Below are 17,739 nucleotides of genomic sequence, written 5' to 3' on the forward strand. Positions count from 1 at the left end.
CCCGACAATGTCAGGGCTTTTTTCATGGAAGAACTAAATAAAATTACTCTCCCAATAGTTTTTTAACGCGCATAAAGTTTTCGGTATCACCCAATGCACCATAGATATTTTTCAATTGTGTCAACACACTTTGGTTATCTGGATTGGACTTTAGGGCATCCTCCAAAATTTGTGCGCCTTCCAAAAACAAATCATCCTTTTGCTTCTTAAGCTCATCGTATCTGGCTATATCAGCTCTTGAGCTTCCCAAAGCATTCATTTCATCAATAAGACCGTTACCTTCATTTACATAGGTAGTTGAAAGGTTCAATAGGGCATTGATATAACCTGGATCTACAGCCAAAGCCTTTTGATAGGCAGCTCTCGCGTCTTCCAGATTTCCTTGCTCCATATTGATAACCCCAATGTTATAAAGCAAATCAGCATTGTCAGGAGCCATTGCAGAAGCCTCGGCCATCAATTCCTTAAACTTGTCCTTGTCACCCATAGCGTAGTATAGATTGGCTTCACCAAGCACAAGGTTCACGTCATTGGCATCAACAGCCCTTGCATCCGAATAAGCGGCCAAAGCTTTGTCATTATCACCCAACTGCTGATAGATAAGTGCAACGTTCTTTACAATTTCCGCCTTTTTGGATTCAGTTCTTTCTTCCTTTGGGTCTTTGTGGGTCCCCGCTTTAACGTACAGGTTACGGGTAGTTTCATCCATAGTTTCTACCTCACCTGTCTGTACATTGACCGCAGTGTAATTAACTCCACTTCCATCATACCCAATTTCCTTAAGTTCATTGTAGTAGCTAAGTGCTTTTTCATAATGCTGTCCGTTTACGGCACTACTCGCCGCGTAGTACAGGTAAAGTGTATCGGTTGGGCTCAACTTGTAGCTCATGTACAATTTCTCTGCAGCTGCTTCGAAATTTTTGTTTCCGTTATCTTCTACAGCGGCATTTACCAAATCAGCCGTGATTTGGGCCAAGCTTTGCGCAGCAACGGTTGTATATTTTTCCTTTCCACTGGCTTCTTCAACAGAAATTACTTTGTTGAAGGCATCAATTGCAGTTTGAAACGCGTCGGCATCGCCTTTGTTGGCCAAATCCAAATATACGTTACCCTTAACTGCATAATATTGGGCCTGCAATCTAGCATCAGCTCCATCAATTAAGGACGAAGCACTTTCCAAAGCGGCTTTAGCAGCTGGTGTATCTCCACCTTTTAGCGCTTTTTCAGCTGCTTTGATTTCGTTTTTCTGGGAAAAACCTATCGCTGAAACCGCAAGGGCCATTACTATTAAAATTTTAGTCTTCATTTTAATTTAATTATTAGTGTTTACTGATTATTCTTTTTGATCCTCCGTATTATTATCAATTGCTGTGCCATCTTCTCCATTTACCTCAATATCAAGGATATCCGTCTCATCCATGGCATCTTCATCCTTCATAACCTTGGCCACAGCGGCAATGGAATCATTTCCTTTGAGGTTGATGAGTCTGACCCCTTGCGTGGCCCTTCCCATAACCCTTAAATCCTCCACACTCATTCGGATGGCAATACCTGATTTGTTGATGATCATCAAATCATCGGTATCCGACACATTTTTTATGGCAACCAAACCTCCGGTTTTGTCGGTTATGGAAATCGTTTTGACTCCCTTACCTCCACGATTGGTGGTTCTATAGTCATCTATAGTTGATCGCTTTCCATATCCATTTTCAGAAACTACCAGAATGTCGTCCTCAAAATTGTGTACGGACACCATTCCGATAACCTCATCATCTTGACTGGCCAGGGTAATACCTCTTACTCCGGAGGCATTACGCCCCATAGGTCTGGTCTTGCTTTCTTCAAAACGGATGGCTTTACCAGATTTCAGTCCAAGGAATATCTGACTTGTACCTGTGGTCAATTTAGCTTCAAGCAATTCATCTTCATCCCTAATGGTAATGGCGTTAATACCATTTTGACGGGGCCTTGAATACTGCTCCAGGGAAGTCTTTTTAACCGTACCCTTCTTGGTAGCCATGATTACGTAATGCGAATTTACATAATCTTCATCCTTTAGGTCTTGGGTACAGATAAAGGCCTTCACCTTGTCTTCGGATTCGATATTGATCAAATTCTGAATAGCCCTACCCTTGGATGTTCTACTTCCTTCCGGGATTTCGTAGACACGCATCCAGAAACATTTTCCTTTTTGTGTAAAGAACAACATGTATTGGTGGTTGGTACCCACAAAAAGGTGCTCCAAAAAGTCTTCATTTCGGGTAGAGGATGCTTTTTGTCCCACTCCACCTCTATTTTGGGTCTTGTACTCCGTAAGCGGAGTCCTTTTGATATATCCTGCATGGGAAATGGTAATGACCACTTGCTCATCTGGAATCATATCCTCAATGCTCAGGTCACCTCCTGCAAAATTGATTTCGGACCTTCTCTCATCACCATACTTCTCCTTTACTTCCAGAAGTTCATCTTTGATGATCTGCATTCTTCGCTCTTTCTTGTCCAGAATGTCCTTCAAATCCTCAATGGTCTTCAACAATTCGTCGTATTCCTCTCGAAGTTTATCCTGTTCCAGACCTGTAAGTTGGCGTAAGCGCATCTCAACAATGGCCTTCGCCTGAACTTCGGTAAGCTTGAAGCGTTCCATCAGCCTTTCCCGTGCCTCATCCACATTGGAAGATCCACGAATAATGGCAATCACCTCATCGATATTGTCCGATGCAATGATCAATCCTTCAAGAATATGCGCCCTGTCTTCTGCTTTTTTAAGCTCAAACTTGGTCCTACGGACAACTACTTCATGCCTATGGTCCACAAAATGACCAATGATTTCCTTTAGGTTCAACAATTTTGGCCGTCCCTTGACCAAGGCAATGTTGTTCACACTAAAAGAGGACTGAAGCGCTGTATACTTGTACAGCATGTTAAGCACGATATTGGGAATGGCGTCGCGTTTTAGAATGTACACGATACGCATCCCTTTTCTATCGGACTCGTCCCTGATGGCAGAAATCCCTTCAATTTTCTTATCGTTGACAAGGTCCGCGGTCTTCTTGATCATATCAGCCTTATTGACCTGATATGGAATTTCGGTTACAATAATGCATTCCCGACCTTGAACTTCTTCAAAACTGGCCTTGGCCCTCATTACAACACGTCCACGTCCTGTATGGAAGGCTTCTTTTACCCCATCGTATCCATAAATGATTCCCCCCGTTGGAAAATCAGGGGCCTTGATGTGGGTAATCAGCTCATCAATCTCAATATCCTTGTTGTCTATGTAAGCAACTGTACCATCTACCACTTCCGATAGGTTATGGGGTGGCATGTTGGTAGCCATACCCACGGCAATACCGGAAGCTCCATTGACCAATAGATTTGGGATTCGGGCCGGTAAAACTGTAGGCTCCTTTAAGGAATCGTCAAAATTAAGTTGATGGTCAACCGTATCTTTGTCAATATCTGCCAACATATCGTCGGCAATTTTGCGCATTCGGGCCTCGGTATAACGCATGGCCGCTGGGCTATCCCCATCTACGGAACCAAAGTTACCCTGCCCATCAATCAACATATATCTCAAACTCCATTCCTGGGCCATCCGCACCATGGTATCATAAACCGATGTATCGCCATGCGGGTGGTATTTACCCAGAACCTCACCCACAATACGGGCCGATTTTTTATGCGCACTTGTAGATCTAACCCCTAGCTCGTGCATTCCAAAAAGTACTCTTCTATGAACAGGCTTAAGTCCGTCCCTGACATCTGGCAGGGCACGTGACACAATGACCGACATTGAGTAATCAATGTAGGCAGATTTCATCTCATCCTCAATGTTGATAGGAATTAACTTTTCTCCTTCCGCCATGCTAAAATCTTGTTGTTTTTTGTGGTTAAAATATCATGCCAATATACGCAAAATCGCACCTTTCAAAACACTTGCGGCTTACTTTATTAAAAAAATTATCAACAGCATATTTGTAGGCCCCAACAAGATGATAAACCTATGTTAAAGCGTTAAAAAAATGCACTTTATTTCGACTTTTACTACTAGTTTATCGAATATGGGTACGGTATTTGACTACTGTAATGATACTTTTATTAATTTTAATTGCTGAAAAGGAAGTGTATGGATGATAATTTTTCCCCAAGAGTAAAAGACGTTATAGCATATAGCAAAGAGGAAGCCCTAAGATTAGGGCATGATTTTATAGGTACAGAACACTTAATGCTAGGTCTTTTGCGCGATGGAAATGGCAAAGCCATTAACATTTTAGACGCCTTGGATGTTGACTTGGACCACTTGAGAAGAAAAGTGGAGATTCTAAGTCCGGCGAATCCCAATACCGGAACAACCCAAAAGGACAAGAAGAACCTACATTTGACAAGACAGGCAGAAAGAGCGCTTAAGACGACTTTTTTGGAAGCCAAGCTCTTCCAGAGTTCTTCCATCAATACAGCGCACTTGTTGCTGTGTATACTTCGCAACGAAAATGACCCAACCACCAAATTGCTTCACAAGCTTAAAGTGGATTACGATAACGTAAAGGAACAGTTCAAGTCCATGATCACAAGTGATGATGACTACATGGACTCTCCGCAGGCCGAGTCATTCCCAAGCGATCCTGAAGAAACTGGGGATTCCAAGGAAAGTAGCTTTGGTTCCAGTTCTTCCCAAAAGGGTAGCAAGAAATCCAAAACTCCAGTGTTGGATAATTTTGGACGTGACCTTACCCGACTTGCCGAAGAGAACAAACTGGATCCAGTTGTGGGAAGGGAAAAGGAAATTGAACGGGTATCCCAAATATTAAGCCGTAGAAAGAAAAACAATCCGTTGTTGATTGGGGAGCCCGGTGTAGGTAAAAGTGCCATTGCCGAAGGTTTGGCCTTACGGATCATCAACAAAAAGGTTTCCAGAATTCTTTATAACAAAAGGGTGGTTACCCTGGATTTGGCATCCTTGGTGGCCGGCACAAAATACCGTGGACAGTTCGAGGAACGCATGAAGGCGGTGATGAACGAACTCGAGAAGAACGACGACATCATTCTCTTTATTGATGAGATTCATACCATAGTTGGTGCTGGTGGGGCCACTGGAAGCTTGGATGCTTCCAATATGTTCAAACCGGCATTGGCCCGAGGCGAAATTCAATGTATTGGAGCTACCACTTTGGACGAATACCGTCAGTATATAGAAAAAGATGGAGCCTTGGAACGACGTTTTCAAAAGGTAATGGTAGAACCTACTTCGGTAGAGGAAACCATAGAAATCCTGATGAACATCAAGAGCAAGTACGAGGACCATCACAACGTCAATTATACAGATGACGCCATTGTGGCCTGTGTAAAATTGACCAATAGATATATGACAGACCGCTTTTTACCGGACAAGGCCATTGATGCTTTGGACGAAGCGGGTTCTCGTGTGCATATCGTGAATATGGATGTTCCCAAACAAATTTTGGAGCTGGAAAACCAGCTGGAAGATGTAAGGGAGTTGAAGAACAGTGTGGTCAAAAAACAGAAGTACGAGGAAGCCGCCAAACTTCGCGATGATGAAAAGCGCTTGGAAAAAGAACTTGCTTCTGCCCAAGAGCGCTGGGAAGAAGAAAGCAAATTGCATAGAGAGACGGTTTCTGAGGACAACGTAGCCGATGTGGTTTCCATGATGAGCGGAATCCCTGTCAATAGAATTGCACAGACCGAAAGCAATAAGTTGGCAGAATTACCGGACTTGATCAAAGGTTTTGTAATTGGTCAGGATGAGGCTGTGGCCAAAGTGGCCAAGGCCATTCAACGTAACCGAGCGGGTCTTAAGGATCCCAACAAGCCTATTGGTTCGTTTATCTTTTTAGGTCAAACCGGGGTTGGTAAGACACAGTTGGCTAAAATTTTAGCCAAGGAGCTTTTTGACTCTGAAGATGCTTTGATTCGAATCGATATGAGCGAATACATGGAAAAATTCGCCATTTCAAGATTGGTGGGAGCACCTCCCGGATATGTAGGTTATGAAGAAGGTGGTCAGTTGACCGAAAAGGTTAGAAGAAAGCCCTACTCCGTTATCTTGTTGGACGAGGTGGAAAAAGCACACCCAGATGTCTTCAACATGTTGCTCCAAGTACTTGATGACGGCTACTTGACAGATAGCCTTGGACGAAAAATTGACTTCAGGAATACCATCATTATAATGACCTCCAATATTGGCGCACGTCAGTTGAAGGACTTTGGTCAAGGCGTTGGATTTGGAACCGCTGCCAAAAAGGCGCAGGCGGATAGTCATCAAAAAAGTGTTATCGAAAATGCACTTAAAAAGGCTTTTGCACCTGAATTTTTGAACAGAATTGACGACGTGATTGTGTTTAATCCGTTGGAAAGAGAGGATATCCACAAGATTATTGACATTGAGTTGGATAAACTTTTCAACCGAATCAAGGATATTGGCTATGATTTGAAGCTTTCCAAGAAAGCCAAGGATTATATTGCCGAAAAAGGTTTTGATAAGCAATATGGTGCACGTCCATTGAAGCGGGCCATTCAAAAGTATATTGAAGATGCCCTGGCAGAAGAAATTGTCAATTCCAAACTAGAGGAAGGGGACAGCATTTTTATGGATTTGGATGAGAAAAAAGAAGAACTCACCATCAAAATCAAAAAGCAGGAAAAGTCTCCTGAAGCAGAACAATAAATTAATACAAACTTAGTGAAGGAGCTCCGCTGTGCGGGGCTCTTTTTATTTCAAATTTACCGTACACACGATATTTACGCTTTTAATCTAAATTTTTTCTAGCCATTGGGTGTTCCCCATACCTTCGTTATGAGAGACACTATAATTTTGGGGAATGAGAATTGCTTCTAATAAGAAGGCTATAATTGTACGGGAATACCAGTTGGACATTGGAACCGTGCAAGTTTTTGACAACTACATGGTCGCCACGTTAGAAGAAGGGGCCACAATGACACTGGAACGAGCCTATCAGATCATCGGGATTTCGGAAATTCATTTTAGGGATAAGGATTTTGGCTATATCAGTCTAAGGAAAAATTCGTATGCCGTAGACCCTACCATCTATAACTATTTACGTGGCATGCAAAACCTAAAGGCTTTCGCCATTGTTTCCAAAAAGGAAATTGATATGCATAATTTTAAGATAGAGAAGCTTTTCTATAAGAAGAATATGGAGTTCTTTATCGAATATGACAATGCCTTGGCCTGGGTGAAAAAAAGACTTAACAGAACCAAGAAAACGGATACTGCCTAAGTTCCTTTTTCCTCTTGAGACTCCGGTCTTTTAAAAAGTTCCAAATACGCTTTTCCAATATTTTCAATGATTCCTGAAGCCTTAAGGGCATCGTAACTCACCAAGGAAGCACCAATATCACCTGCCAACCCATGCAGGTAAACTCCTAGTACTGTAGCTGGGAGCGGATTATACCCCATGGCCACCAAACCGGTTATCATCCCTGTTAGCACATCCCCGCTACCAGCAGTGGCCATTCCAGGATTTCCAGTACTGTTCACATACCCTTTTCCACCATAAAGTGTGATGGTATGTGCCCCTTTGATTACCATTACAATGTCATGTTTGGAGGCAAAAGTCTTGGCTTTGTTCAATTTGTCAAAATCATCCTTCCACTCCCCTATCAAACGCTCCAATTCTTTGGGGTGAGGGGTTAAAATGGACTGCTTGGGAAGGTCTTTCAATAATTTGGGGTTTCGGGACAAGATATTCAAACCATCAGCGTCTATTACCAATGGAAAGTCAACTTCTTTCAAGAATTTCCCAAAGGCTTGTAGCGTCTCTTCCTTGGTTCCCATCCCCATTCCAATGCCTATAGCATTGGGCGTGAATGGGATTTTGATTTCAGAAATGTAATCGTCCTCGGCATCTGTAAGTACCATGGCCTCTGGCAGTGCCGTTTGCAAAGAATGATACCCACATTCAGGAACAAATGCAGTTGCCAGACCAGCTCCAATGCTCAAGCAAGCATTTGCTGCCATCTGAACCGCTCCAATTTTACCATAACCCCCTCCTACAATCACAGCGTGACCATAGGTTCCCTTATGGGAAAATTTTAACCGCGGCCGGTAAATGGGTTGTACATCAAACTGGGTCATGAACTCATAGTCCACCTCTTCCCTGACCAAAAATTCAGCATCGAGACCTATATCCAACAGCTCCCATTGATTTTGGTAGACACCGGTTTCCGGTAAAAAGAAAACCAGTTTGGGTACTTGAAAACTGAGTACGTAACTGGCCCGTATCACATGATCGGTATTCCAAGGGATCCTGTCACTGGGCAATCCCGAAGGAATATCCACAGAAAGCACAAAAGCCTGGGAGGCATTGATATGCTCAATAAGTTTACCTACCCATTCACTGGGCGCCCTGTTTAAACCAATCCCAAAAATGGCATCAACGATAATATCGTTGGGTGATATTTCAGGCATCACGCAATCGTCGTTAAGAAATTCAGGCCAAATTTTGCGGTCTTTCAATCGTTCCAAATTCAACAGAAAATCCTTGGAGCGCTTTTCACTATAGTTGACCACATGTACTTGTATATTATAGTCCGCCTCCTTGAGCAGCCTCGCCAAGGCTATTCCATCCCCTCCATTATTGCCAATACCGCAAAACAATTGAATAGTGACTTCAGCGCCCTGCAATCGGGAATGAATCCACTCAAAAAGTTGGGTGGCAGCCCTTTCCATTAAGGAATCACTGGGAATTTGCTGCTTTTCAATTGTGAATTTGTCAGCCTTATAGATTTGGTTCGCGGTAAAAATTTTCATTCAACAAGAAAAATTAACAATTGCTATGGATTTCGTAAAAATTTTAGAATCATTTGAGGAAGCTACCAAAAGTACTACTTTTGAACCTGATTACTGTACAATGCAATTTAAACAAACGGATATTGAACCCTTCAAGATGAACACTTCTTCATCCATCTTCGCTTTGACTACCATCACCCCTTTGGGGTAGTCTGTATATTATTTCCGTCCGTCCTTAAATTAATTTCAACATTTTACAACCACATTAATCATGAAAGTCCTAAAATTTGGTGGTACTTCAGTCGCCAATCCAGAAAATATAAACAAGGTAAAATCCATTGTCCAAAACAGTTCCAATGAAAAACTGGCGGTGGTGGTCTCCGCACTTGGAGGTATTACCGATGTGTTACTGAACGCACTGCAGCAAGCATCCGAACAGAATGATGCATACAAATCGGGTTTGGAAGAAATTGAGCAACGCCATATTGAAGTCATCAAGGCGTTGATTCCCGTGCAAAACCAAAGTGCCATCCTCAGCAAGGTTAAAAGTGACTTGAACATTCTGGAAACGCTCTTGGAGGGCTCCTTTCTCATAGGCGAGATAACGCCCAAACTATCCGATAAGATCGTGAGCTACGGGGAGTTGCTCTCTTCCTATATCATTAGCGAATTTTTCAAAGCCGAAGGTCTAGACGCTACTTTTAAAGATAGCAGGGAGTTGATCATCACAGATAACTCCTACGGAAAAGCCGTGGTCAATTTTGAAAAGACCGATGCCAACTGCAAGGAATACTTCATAAATGACAAACATCAAATCCATATACTGCCCGGTTTTGTAGCTTCAAGCACTGATGGAAATTCCACCACCTTGGGTCGTGGGGGTTCTGACTACACAGCTGCGATTGTGGCAGCGGCAGTAGATGCTTCCTTTTTAGAGATTTGGACAGATGTCAGTGGGATGTACACGGCCAACCCCAGATTGGTAAAACAAGCTAAATGTGTGGCCCATATTAGCTATGAAGAGGCCATGGAGCTCTCCCATTTTGGAGCAAAAGTGTTGTACCCTCCCACTATACAACCTGTGTTGGGTAAGGAAATCCCTATTGTAATCAAGAATACCTTTAGCCCTGATGATGCGGGCACCATGATTACCAAAAACACCAATGGAGGTGGAAAAACCGTTCGCGGAATAAGCCATGTGGGGAACATCAGTTTGTTGTCCCTGGAAGGCCCTGGCATGATAGGAATTCCTGGAATTTCCAAACGATTTTTTGAGACGCTCTCCCTCGAGAATATAAGTGTGGTATTGATTACCCAAGCCTCTTCGGAACATAGCATCTGTGTTGGAATTGCCGATGAAGATGTGGAACGTGCTGTAGCAGCAGTCAATGAAGCTTTCGAGTTTGAAATGGCCCGAAAAAAAATCAAACCGGTCATCGTGGAAAAGGATTTGACCATTGTTGCTCTGGTTGGCGACAATATGAAAAGTCACCAAGGATTGAGTGGGAAGATGTTCAGTACCTTGGGAAAAAACAATGTGAACATCCGCGCTATTGCGCAAGGGGCTTCGGAACGTAACATTTCTGCGGTCATTAAGAAGGCTGATGTGAAAAAAGCCCTCAACTCTTTACATGAAGAATTCTTTGAGGAGAACGTCAAACAACTCAACCTCTTTGTAATGGGTGTAGGCAACGTGGGCTCCAAATTCCTTAACCAAATCCGTCAGCAGAAGAAATATTTAAAAGAGGAATTAATGCTGAATGTCCGGGTCATCGGTATCAGTAATTCCAGGACCATGGCCTTTGATGAGAATGGCATCGACCTAAAAGAATGGGAATCTGTACTGGCCGATGGCCAAAAGGCGGACAAGGAAAAATTCTTTGACAGGGTTACCGAGCTCAACTTCCGAAACAGTGTATTCGTGGATAACACGGCGAGCGATGAAGTGGCCAACAGCTATCCGAAATACCTAAAAAACAGCATCTCCGTGGTAACCTGCAACAAGATTGCCTGTTCTTCTGACTATACGTTTTATAAGGAATTGAAACAGTTGGCCAAAAAATACAATGCGCCATTTTTGTTTGAGACCAATGTAGGGGCCGGACTCCCTATTATAGACACCTTAAAGAACCTGATTGCCTCTGGTGACAAGGTAAACAAGATACAAGCCGTGCTTTCGGGGAGTTTGAATTTTGTCTTCAACAATTTCAATGACGAAGTCACTTTCCATGATATCGTAAAGCAGGCCCAAGAGGAAGGCTACACCGAACCCGACCCCACCATAGACCTTAGCGGAATTGATGTAATGCGGAAAATATTGATTTTGGCTCGTGAAAGTGGCAATCAGTTGGATATTGAACAAATTGAGAACGAAGCTTTTTTGCCCCAAGAAAGCTTGGACACCGATTCCAACGAGGCCTTCTTTGCATCTTTGAAGAAGCACGAAGATAGGTTCCAGCAACTTTTCAAGGAAGCCAAAGATGTTGGCAGCAAGCTTAAATACGTAGCCCAGTTTGAAGATGGGAAAGCCAAGGTGGGATTGCAAAAAATCCCAAAGGGTCATGATTTCTATAATTTGGAAGGAAGCGACAATATTGTGCTTTTCTTTACGGAACGCTATCCCAACCAACCCATGATCATTAAAGGAGCGGGTGCGGGAGCAGATGTCACTGCTTCCGGTATCTTTGCGGATATTATCAGAATTGGAAACTTTTAGGATGGAAGAGATCAAAGTTTTTTGCCCGGCCACTATCGCCAATGTTTCCTGTGGATTTGATGTGTTGGGACTGGCCTTGGATTCTGTTGGGGACGAGATGGTTGTCCGCAAGACTCCTGAAAAAGGTATCAAAATCACCAAGATAGAAGGTCAGGACTTGCCCTTGGAAACGGAAAAGAATGTTTCGGGCGTAGCAGGTTTGGCCTTGCTAAGTAAAAGCGATTATGAGGGCGGTTTTGAAATAGAAATTGACAAGCGAATCAAGCCTGGAAGTGGTATTGGCAGTAGCGCTGCAAGCTCAGCAGGGGCGGTTTGGGCCATGAACGAATTGTTGGGGAAGCCATTTTCCAATTTGGAGTTGACCCAATTTGCCATGCAGGGAGAAAAATTGGCAAGTAGTGTGGCCCATGCGGATAATGTGGCTCCCGCCATTTATGGTGGCTTTACTTTGGTTCGTAGTTATGAACCCTTGGATATCGTTTCCATTCCCACTCCTGATGAATTGTTTGCTACGGTCATCCATCCGCAAATAGAAATTAAAACATCCGATTCCCGAAAAATTTTAAAGACCAAGCTCACCTTAGAAACCGGCATTCGCCAATGGGGCAATTTAGGTGGACTGGTTGCCGGACTGTTCCAAAGCGATTACGACCTGATTGGTCGTTCCTTGGAAGATCATGTGGTAGAGCCTATTCGTTCCATTTTGATTCCTGGTTTTGAAGCCATCCGGTCCAAAGCTTTGGAAGCTGGGGCTCTAGGTTGTGGGATTTCAGGTTCGGGCCCATCCATTTTCGCTTTGAGCAAGGGAGAAACCACTGCCCAAAAAGTAGCCGAAGCCATGCATGAAACCTATGGCTCCATCGGCATCGATTTTGACATTCATGTTTCCAAAGTAAATACCCAAGGGGTGAAACCACTCTAATATTCCATGAAGTTTTACAGTCTAAACAACCCAGAAAATCAAGCAAGCTTCAAAGAAGCCGTTATAGCTGGAATTGCTCCGGACAAAGGCCTTTATTTTCCTGAGAAGATAGAAGCGCTACCTGCTGATTTTTTCAATGAAATAGAAACCCTGTCCAATCACGAAATTGCATTCCAAGCCATTCATCAGTTTGTAAAGGATGACATTGAGGATGAAGCCTTACGAGAAATTATTGCCAATGTGCTGGACTTTGACTTTCCTGTTGTGGAAATCGAGGAAAACGTGGCCACCTTGGAACTTTTTCATGGACCTACCATGGCCTTTAAGGATGTGGGTGCCCGATTCATGGCAAATTGCTTGGGCCATTTCTCCAAAGGAGAAAAAACGGAGGTAACCGTTTTGGTGGCCACTTCTGGGGATACGGGAGGTGCTGTCGCCAATGGATTTTTGGGAGTTGATGGTGTGAATGTGGTCATCCTGTACCCTAGCGGAAAGGTATCGGACATCCAAGAACGGCAACTGACCACCTTAGGCCAGAACATCGTGGCCATGGAAGTGAACGGGGTGTTTGATGATTGCCAACGGATGGTAAAAACCGCTTTTCTGGATACCGAAATCACCAATCAGAAAAAATTAACCTCGGCCAATAGTATCAATATTGCCCGTTGGTTGCCTCAGCTTTTTTATTTTCTGTTTGCCTTTAAACAGGCTAAATCCCAAGGAAAGGAAATTGTTTTTTCCGTGCCCTCCGGAAATTTTGGGAATATTTGTGCCGGAATGGTCGCCCAAAAATTGGGCATGCCCGTAAAGCATTTTGTGGCTGCAACCAATGCCAATAAAGTGGTGCCCAATTTCCTTCAAAATGGGGTATACGAGCCTTTGCCTTCAATTGCTACCATTTCCAATGCCATGGATGTGGGCGACCCCAGTAATTTTGTTCGTATAAGACATTTGTATCAGAATAAATTGAACAATTTGCAGGATAATCTTTCCTCCTATTCCTTTTCTGATGATGCTACCAGGGAAACCATGAAGGCTATCCATGATAATTCAGGATATGTGGCAGACCCGCATGGTGCCGTGGGATACTTGGGACTAAAAGCATATCAAAAAATCAATCCAGATACCTACGGTATCTTCTTGGAAACCGCCCATCCTGTCAAATTTTTGGATGTAGTAGAGGAAACCTTGGGTATAAGTCCTGATATTCCGACCCAAATTCAAAAGGTGATGGACAAGGAGAAAAAATCTATCAAAATAGACAATTACGAAGGGCTAAAATCCTATTTATTGGGCACCTAACCGACCCATCTTCCAGTTAACACCATATTGTTTAAAAGATTCGGAATTTTTAGGTGTTTCTTTCCCGAATTCGAATAAATTTACCCCATAAACTGGACTAAATGAAATCAACAGCATTAACTGAAACCCATACTGCTCTTGGTGCCAAGATGGTTGCTTTTGCAGGGTATAATATGCCCGTTTCCTACGAAGGGGTAAACGTGGAACATGAAACCGTGCGCAAGTCCGTTGGAGTCTTCGATGTTTCGCACATGGGTGAATTTTTGATAGAGGGCCCGAAGGCCCTGGAGCTTATCCAAAAGGTAAGTTCCAACGATGCCACTAAGCTTACCGTGGGCAAGGCGCAATATAGTTGCATGCCCAACGAGACCGGAGGAGTTGTGGATGATCTTATCATCTATCGGGTAAAGGAGGAAACCTATTTACTTGTCGTCAATGCTTCCAATATTGAAAAAGATTGGAACCACATTTCAAAATATAATGAGTCCATTGGGGCAGGGATGAAAAATATCTCTGATGACTATTCCCTCTTGGCCATTCAAGGACCAAAGGCGGTGGAGGCCATGCAATCGCTATCTTCCATTGACCTATCGGAAATCAAGTTCTACAACTTTGTTGTAGGGGATTTTGCGGGGATTGACCATGTAATTATTTCCGCTACGGGTTATACAGGTTCTGGCGGATTCGAAATCTATTGCAAGAACTCCGAAGTACAGCAGGTCTGGGACAAAGTCCTGGAGGCCGGAGCAGATTTTGGCATCAAACCCATCGGCCTGGCCGCTCGGGATACGCTCCGATTGGAAATGGGGTATTGCCTGTACGGAAATGATATTGATGACACCACTTCTCCCCTAGAAGCTGGTTTGGGCTGGATTACCAAATTCACCAAGGATTTTGTGAACAGCGAGGCTTTGGCCGCCCAAAAAGAAGCAGGGATCGCTCGCAAACTGATTGCTTTTGAACTTCAGGAGCGAGGCATTCCTAGACAGGGTTATTCCATTGTGGATGCAGACGGCAACGAGATTGGAAAAGTGACCTCTGGAACCATGTCTCCTTCCCTTTCCAAAGGGATAGGATTGGGGTATGTGCCCAAAGAATTTTCGCAAGTAGATACAGAAATCTTTATCCAAATTCGAAAGGCTCAAGTAAAGGCAACCATTGTAAAACTTCCATTTTATAAGGGATAATGATAGATTTTCAGCCCATTTTAGACCAAATCCATACGAACATTCAACAATGTTCCGATAAGGGTCGGGTGGCTGACTATATCCCCGAACTTTCCAAAGTGGACGCCAACAAATTTGGCATTTCCATTTTAGACAGTAATGCCCAACAATTTTCAGTGGGTGATGCGCAGGAGCGATTTTCCATTCAGAGTGTATCCAAGGTACTTTTGCTCTCCATGGCCTTTGCCAAGGTGGGTGATGCACTTTGGAAACGGGTTGATGTGGAACCTTCGGGAGATCCCTTCAACCATCTGTCGCTTTTGGAAATGGAAAACGGAATCCCCAGAAACCCCCTGATCAATGCCGGCGCTATAGTTATCTGTGATGTATTGTTGTCCCAGCTCAAAAATCCGAAGCAAGAATTTATACAATACATCCGCGATATTGCTGGTGATGCTTCCATTGATTATGATTTGGAAGTGGCGGAGTCAGAAAAAAGAACGGGGTTTAGAAACTATGCTGCTGCCAACCTGATTAAATCCTTTGGGAATTTGGAGCATGATGTGGAGGAAGTTCTGGATTTCTATTTCCATTCCTGCGCCATTGCCATGAGCTGTGAGCAGCTGGTGAAGGTGTTCTATATTTTTATGAACCGGGGCAATTGCCTGCAAAACAACAACTACCTAAACCTGTCCCAAGTAAAGCGAATAAATGCCATTATGCTCACCTGTGGTTTTTATGACGAGGCCGGGGAATTTGCCTTTGAAGTGGGTTTACCTGGCAAGAGTGGCGTAGGTGGCGGTATCGTGGCCTTATTGCCCAACCATTTTTGCGTGGCCACCTGGTCGCCTGGACTCAATGAAAAAGGAAATTCCAAGCTGGGGATGCTGGCGTTGGAGCAATTAACAACCGAGACCGGTTTGTCAATTTTTTAGTGTTTGGATAAAAAGAAGATACTCATATTGGGAGCCAGCGGCTTTATTGGCAATGCCATTTATAAAGAGCTCTGCAACTATTTCAACACCTTTGGCACCTATTGCCACACCACCATCTATAGCGATAATGGACAATTTCTCCGTTATGACATGCGTGAGGATGATATTGTAAGATTACTGGATGATGTTAGCCCGGATTTTATCATCTCCGCCCTTCGAGGTGAGTTTGCTGCCCAAATACAGGCTCATGAACATATGATGGAATACCTCATCAAAAATGAGGCGAAGCTCTACTTCATTTCTTCGGCCAATGTGTTTGATGCGTATAGCAAGTTCCCATCCTACGAGTACGACAAAACCTTGTCTGAGAGTGTGTACGGTAGGCTTAAAATAAAGATTGAGAACATGATGATGCGGTTACCCAAAGAAAAGACGGCTATCCTCAGGGTGCCCATGGTCTTTGGAAATACCTCTCCACGAGTCAAGGAAATCAAAATGCATTTGGAGGCCCATGAACCCATCGAAGTATTTCCCAACCTCATTGTCAACGTCACCAACGATGACCGGCTGACCCAGCAAATCCACTACCTCATCAACAGGGACAAAACGGGCATTTTTCATTTGGGAAGCAAGGATTTGATTCAGCATGAAGAGTTTATCAAAGAAATCATTCAGAAAATGGGAAACTTCCATCCTATTTTAAAGCGGGTGTTCACGACCAACGAAGATCGTTATCTGGCCGCACTACCAAAGCATAACAAACTCCCTAAAAACCTTCGGGTCAAATACCAAGAAATCATAGACCATCATATTCCCGTTGATTAGTTTTAATTGTTGAGTTTTTAGTTTTAAGTTGAAATCAATTCAACATTAAAAACTTAGAATTCAAAATTGGAAATCAGAGATCAGACCTTTTGCCCAAAAAAGTTCAAGTTCAAGCTCAACACCCAAGACCCAAGACCCAAGACCCAAGACCAAAATTCCAAATTCCAAATTCCAAATTCCAAAAATCAAATAATCCAACAATCGAAATAATCCTTAATTTGTAAGCGTGAACAAAGACCTACACCACCTGCCCAAGTCCAAGCAAGAAGAACTGGAGCTGTTATCCCAATTGCTATCTGGTTATAAAGAGGTGGAAATGGTAATCCTGTTTGGTAGTTATGCCCGTGGCAACTGGGTGGAGGACGAATATATTGAAAAAGGCACCCGCTACGAATACCGGAGCGACTATGACATCCTGGTGGTCCTTACCCATGACGATATTAAACAGAAATTCCGGATTGAAAACAAGGTAAACGCCGAGCTTAGGGACACCGGAAAGGTAAAAACTACCATTAGCCTTATTTTCCATAGTATAAAACACCTGAACAAGGCCCTGACCATGGGCAACTACTTTTTTAAGGACATCAAAGTAGAGGGTATTGTTCTATACGATTCCGAAAAGTTTAAGCTGGCCACGCCCAAAAAAATGACCCCGGAGCAGTACCAACAAAAAGCGCAGGAGTATTATGATCAGTGGTTTGAAACTGCAAACAAATTCTATAAAGGCTTCAACTTTTATTTGTCCGAAGGAGATTTACATCTAGCAGCGTTCAACTTGCACCAAACCGTTGAACGTTACTACACCACTATTCTTTTAGTCTTTACGGATTATCGCCCCAAGGACCACAATCTGGAAACCCTGGGCATAAAAGTAGAGATGTGCGACTCTCGTTTTGCCGTTTTCCCGAAATCCACCAAGGAAGATGAACGCCTATTTGAACTTCTTAAAAAAGCCTATATAGATGCCCGATATAAAATGGACGAGTACTCCATTACCCAAAAGGAGTTGGACTATCTGGCGGAAAAAGTACGGCAGCTAAAACAGTTAACGAAGGAGATTTGTAGAGAGAAAATTGGGGAGATTGGGGGAGAAACACAAGTTTAAT

13 protein-coding genes are annotated in these 17,739 nt (G+C 43.3%); 10 read left to right on the forward strand and 3 right to left on the reverse strand.

Annotated features, from left to right (window positions below; all coding sequences use genetic code 11):
* Positions 1-43: 43 nt before the first annotated feature.
* Together ACRHOZ_RS07910 and gyrA are read right to left on the reverse strand one after the other, a co-directional pair.
* Positions 44-1,306 (reverse strand): tetratricopeptide repeat protein, encoded by a 1,263-nt coding sequence (locus ACRHOZ_RS07910; protein ID WP_431124298.1) that lies wholly within the window; start codon positions 1,304-1,306, stop codon positions 44-46.
* Between the two features lie 27 nt (positions 1,307-1,333).
* Positions 1,334-3,865: a DNA gyrase subunit A gene (gyrA, locus tag ACRHOZ_RS07915; RefSeq protein WP_431124301.1), complete on the reverse strand. Its 2,532-nt coding sequence runs from the start codon at positions 3,863-3,865 to the stop codon at positions 1,334-1,336.
* Positions 3,866-4,126: 261 nt separating this feature from the next.
* Between gyrA and ACRHOZ_RS07920 the strand changes: the two genes are divergently transcribed.
* Positions 4,127-6,682: an ATP-dependent Clp protease ATP-binding subunit gene (locus tag ACRHOZ_RS07920; protein ID WP_431124304.1), complete on the forward strand. Its 2,556-nt coding sequence runs from the start codon at positions 4,127-4,129 to the stop codon at positions 6,680-6,682.
* Positions 6,683-6,836: 154 nt separating this feature from the next.
* On the forward strand, positions 6,837-7,256 hold the full coding sequence (locus tag ACRHOZ_RS07925) for an STAS/SEC14 domain-containing protein (RefSeq protein WP_431124307.1): 420 nt from the start codon (positions 6,837-6,839) through the stop codon (positions 7,254-7,256).
* Here ACRHOZ_RS07925 and ACRHOZ_RS07930 read toward each other — a convergent pair.
* Complete coding sequence (locus tag ACRHOZ_RS07930; RefSeq protein WP_431124310.1) at positions 7,253-8,788, reverse strand: NAD(P)H-hydrate dehydratase; 1,536 nt, start codon at positions 8,786-8,788, stop codon at positions 7,253-7,255. The genes ACRHOZ_RS07925 and ACRHOZ_RS07930 overlap by 4 nt on opposite strands.
* Before the next feature lie 25 nt (positions 8,789-8,813).
* Here ACRHOZ_RS07930 and ACRHOZ_RS07935 point away from each other — a divergent pair, with 25 nt between their 5' ends.
* The 8 genes from ACRHOZ_RS07935 (at position 8,814) to ACRHOZ_RS07970 (ending at position 17,738) form a co-directional block, all read left to right on the forward strand.
* On the forward strand, positions 8,814-8,978 hold the full coding sequence (locus tag ACRHOZ_RS07935; protein ID WP_420399214.1) for a hypothetical protein: 165 nt from the start codon (positions 8,814-8,816) through the stop codon (positions 8,976-8,978).
* A 60-nt stretch (positions 8,979-9,038) separates the two neighbouring features.
* On the forward strand, positions 9,039-11,483 hold the full coding sequence (thrA, locus tag ACRHOZ_RS07940) for a bifunctional aspartate kinase/homoserine dehydrogenase I (protein WP_431124314.1): 2,445 nt from the start codon (positions 9,039-9,041) through the stop codon (positions 11,481-11,483).
* Position 11,484: 1 nt separating this feature from the next.
* A complete protein-coding gene (locus ACRHOZ_RS07945; protein WP_431124318.1) occupies positions 11,485-12,405 on the forward strand; it encodes a homoserine kinase in 921 nt (306 codons plus the stop codon).
* A 6-nt stretch (positions 12,406-12,411) separates the two neighbouring features.
* Positions 12,412-13,707, forward strand: coding sequence for a threonine synthase (thrC, locus tag ACRHOZ_RS07950; RefSeq protein WP_431124321.1), 1,296 nt, complete (start codon positions 12,412-12,414; stop codon positions 13,705-13,707).
* A gap of 101 nt (positions 13,708-13,808) precedes the next feature.
* A complete protein-coding gene (gcvT, locus tag ACRHOZ_RS07955; RefSeq protein WP_431124324.1) occupies positions 13,809-14,894 on the forward strand; it encodes a glycine cleavage system aminomethyltransferase GcvT in 1,086 nt (361 codons plus the stop codon).
* Complete coding sequence (locus ACRHOZ_RS07960) at positions 14,894-15,808, forward strand: glutaminase (protein WP_431124327.1); 915 nt, start codon at positions 14,894-14,896, stop codon at positions 15,806-15,808. Before gcvT ends, ACRHOZ_RS07960 begins: the two co-directional genes overlap by 1 nt.
* Before the next feature lie 3 nt (positions 15,809-15,811).
* Positions 15,812-16,633 carry a sugar nucleotide-binding protein gene (locus ACRHOZ_RS07965; RefSeq protein ID WP_431124330.1) on the forward strand — a complete coding sequence of 274 codons (822 nt, stop codon included), beginning with the start codon at positions 15,812-15,814 and terminating at the stop codon, positions 16,631-16,633.
* Between the two features lie 226 nt (positions 16,634-16,859).
* Positions 16,860-17,738 (forward strand): HEPN domain-containing protein, encoded by an 879-nt coding sequence (locus ACRHOZ_RS07970; RefSeq protein ID WP_431124333.1) that lies wholly within the window; start codon positions 16,860-16,862, stop codon positions 17,736-17,738.
* The last annotated feature ends 1 nt before the right edge of the window (position 17,739 follow it).

The organism is Flagellimonas flava (genome assembly GCF_050617915.1).
Taxonomy (GTDB): Bacteria; Bacteroidota; Bacteroidia; order Flavobacteriales; family Flavobacteriaceae; genus Flagellimonas; species Flagellimonas flava_A.

Excerpts from the sequence above, each read along its gene's own strand:
- ACRHOZ_RS07910 (WP_431124298.1), bottom strand. The coding sequence starts at position 1,306 with ATGAAGACTAAAATTTTAATAGTAATGGCCCTTGCGGTTTCAGCGATA.
- gyrA (WP_431124301.1), bottom strand. The coding sequence starts at position 3,865 with ATGGCGGAAGGAGAAAAGTTAATTCCTATCAACATTGAGGATGAGATG.
- ACRHOZ_RS07920 (WP_431124304.1), top strand. The coding sequence starts at position 4,127 with ATGGATGATAATTTTTCCCCAAGAGTAAAAGACGTTATAGCATATAGC.
- ACRHOZ_RS07925 (WP_431124307.1), top strand. The coding sequence starts at position 6,837 with ATGAGAATTGCTTCTAATAAGAAGGCTATAATTGTACGGGAATACCAG.
- ACRHOZ_RS07930 (WP_431124310.1), bottom strand. The coding sequence starts at position 8,788 with ATGAAAATTTTTACCGCGAACCAAATCTATAAGGCTGACAAATTCACA.
- ACRHOZ_RS07935 (WP_420399214.1), top strand. The coding sequence starts at position 8,814 with ATGGATTTCGTAAAAATTTTAGAATCATTTGAGGAAGCTACCAAAAGT.
- thrA (WP_431124314.1), top strand. The coding sequence starts at position 9,039 with ATGAAAGTCCTAAAATTTGGTGGTACTTCAGTCGCCAATCCAGAAAAT.
- ACRHOZ_RS07945 (WP_431124318.1), top strand. The coding sequence starts at position 11,485 with ATGGAAGAGATCAAAGTTTTTTGCCCGGCCACTATCGCCAATGTTTCC.
- thrC (WP_431124321.1), top strand. The coding sequence starts at position 12,412 with ATGAAGTTTTACAGTCTAAACAACCCAGAAAATCAAGCAAGCTTCAAA.
- gcvT (WP_431124324.1), top strand. The coding sequence starts at position 13,809 with ATGAAATCAACAGCATTAACTGAAACCCATACTGCTCTTGGTGCCAAG.
- ACRHOZ_RS07960 (WP_431124327.1), top strand. The coding sequence starts at position 14,894 with ATGATAGATTTTCAGCCCATTTTAGACCAAATCCATACGAACATTCAA.